The organism is Xanthomonas sp. SHU 166, from assembly GCF_000364685.1.
Lineage (GTDB): Bacteria > Pseudomonadota > Gammaproteobacteria > Xanthomonadales > Xanthomonadaceae > Xanthomonas_A > Xanthomonas_A sontii.
Window position 1 is genome coordinate 1 of sequence record NZ_AQOJ01000540.1, and the last position, 2145, is coordinate 2145.

At 72.9% G+C, this 2145-nt stretch carries 2 protein-coding genes; both read left to right on the forward strand.

The annotated features are described in order from the left end of the window. Window positions 1–473, forward strand: a 473-nt coding sequence (locus D180_RS13910; RefSeq protein WP_017913276.1) for a DUF3060 domain-containing protein, incomplete at its 5' end; no start/stop codon positions are given. A 286-nt stretch (window positions 474–759) separates the two neighbouring features. After that, window positions 760–2001 (forward strand): cupin domain-containing protein, encoded by a 1242-nt coding sequence (locus D180_RS13915; RefSeq protein ID WP_017913277.1) that lies wholly within the window; start codon window positions 760–762, stop codon window positions 1999–2001. The last annotated feature ends 144 nt before the right edge of the window (window positions 2002–2145 follow it).

Genomic DNA, 2145 nt, shown 5'->3' on the forward strand with positions numbered 1-2145 from the left:
CGATCGCGGCGGCGCCGTCGGCCGGCGACATCGCCGATGGCGACGAGCGCGACGCCGAGGCGCCGATCCGCATGGCCGCCTCGGCCAGCGGCGACATCGATTGCGACGGTCGCGACCTGAACATCGTCGGCCGCGACGCCACCCTGGTGCTGCACGGGCACTGCGCCACCGTCAGCCTGTTCGGCCGCAACGGCAACCTGCAGATCGAGCGGGCCGACACCCTGCGCGTGCTCGGCGACAACGCCCAGATCGCGATGCGCGGCGATGCCGGGCAGGTCGCATTGTTCGGCCGCCATGGCCGGCTGCAGATGGCGCGCATCGCGACACTGGACGTGTCCGGCGACCAGAACCAGTTGCAGGCCAGCGAGATCGACACCATCGCCCTGCAGGGCAACGGCAATGCCATCGTCCAGCGCAGCGGCAGCGCCCAGGTCGACGACGGCGGCCGCGACAACCGCATCCTCGTCCAATAGCGCGAGCGTCACTGCGCCCCCACTGCCCTGACCTACCCCGCGGCGTCGCCGTCATCGCCCAACCCGGATGCGCCTGGCGCCGCCCCTGGCCTGCGCGCACGGGGTCACCCACGTTGCGCGGTCGCGACACACCGCCAGGGCCTCCGCGCGGCCGTCCATCCGCGCACAGCGGCGCACACGAAGGCCAGCGCGATGGCCCCACGCGCCAAACCGGCGGACAATGGCGGGGTCCGCCGGCGCCGCTGCGCCTGCCCTTTACCTTCCGCGTCGCAAGGACCCACCGCACATGGCTGCCCGCAAGACCGCCGCTCTCGCCTTCGAACTCCACGCCCGCCCCGGGCAACCGCTGGGCATGCCCGCCGCGACCTTCCTGCGCGACTACTGGCACAAGCGCCCGTTGCTGATCCGCAACGCCTTCCCCGGCTTCGTTTCGCCGATCGAGCCGGGCGACCTGGCCGGCCTGGCCTGCGAGGAAGCGGCGCTGTCGCGGCTGATCGAGCACGACCGCGCCAACGACCGCTGGCGCGTGCGCAGCGGCCCGTTCCAGGAGCACGAATTCCCGGGCATGCCCGACCACGACTGGACCCTGCTGGTGCAGGACGTGGACAAGTGGGACCCGGACATCCGCGCCCTGCTCGAGCAGTTCCGCTTCCTGCCACGCTGGCGGGTGGACGACGTGATGGTCAGCTTCGCCGCGCGCGGCGGCTCGGTCGGCGCGCACGTGGACCACTACGACGTGTTCCTGCTGCAGGCCCACGGCCATCGCCGCTGGCAGATCGACGCCAGCGTCGCGCTGGGCCGCCCGGCGCCGCCGACCGACTTCCGCGACGACGTGGAGCTGAAACTGCTGCGCCAGTTCGACCCGACCCACGACTGGGTGCTGGGACCGGGCGACATGCTGTACCTGCCGCCGCTGGTGCCGCACCACGGCGTCGCCGAGGACGCCTGCCTGACCTTCTCGGTGGGCATGCGCGCACCGTCCTCGGCCGAGCTGATCGCCGATTACCTGGACACCCTGATCGACGGCGCCGACGAGGCATTGCGCTACCACGACGAAGACCTGCAGGCGCCGGCCGATCCGTACGAGATCGACGCGGCGGCGATGGGCCGCGTGGTCGAGGCGCTGAACGCCCTGCGCATGAACGACCCGGACAAGCTGGGTGCCTGGTTCGGCCGCTTCATCACCACCTACCGTGCCGCCGGCGACATCCTGCCGCCGGCCGGCCTGCCCCCGGCGGAAGAGATCGCCGCCGCGCTGGAACAGGGCCTGGTCCTGCAGCGGCATCCCTGGGCGCGGCCGGCGTGGCGGCGTGCCAGCCGCGGCGCCATGCTGTTCTGCAGCGGCCAGGAGTTCGCGCTGCCGGTCAAGGACGCCAAACGCCTGGCCGCGGCCGAACACATCGACGGCACCGACTACGCGGCGCTGTCGGCAGCCGGCAGGCAGACCCTGCTGGAGCTGATCGAAGGCGGCTTCTACCAGCCGCTGGAGGCCGAGGACGCCACCGACGAGGACGCCGACGCGGCCTGATCCGACCATGCCCGGCCCCGGTTTCCGCATCGCTGCGCTGGATCCCGTCCGCGACGGCGCCGAACTGCGCGCGCTGCGTGCCGCGGCCGGCACCGCCGTGGACCTGGCCGACGCCGCGGCCGCGCTGGACGCGCTGGGCGACCA

What these genes read in the sequence shown, in the direction of transcription:
- D180_RS13915 (WP_017913277.1), top strand. Translation starts at nt 760, where the DNA reads ATGGCTGCCCGCAAGACCGCCGCTCTCGCCTTCGAACTCCACGCCCGC.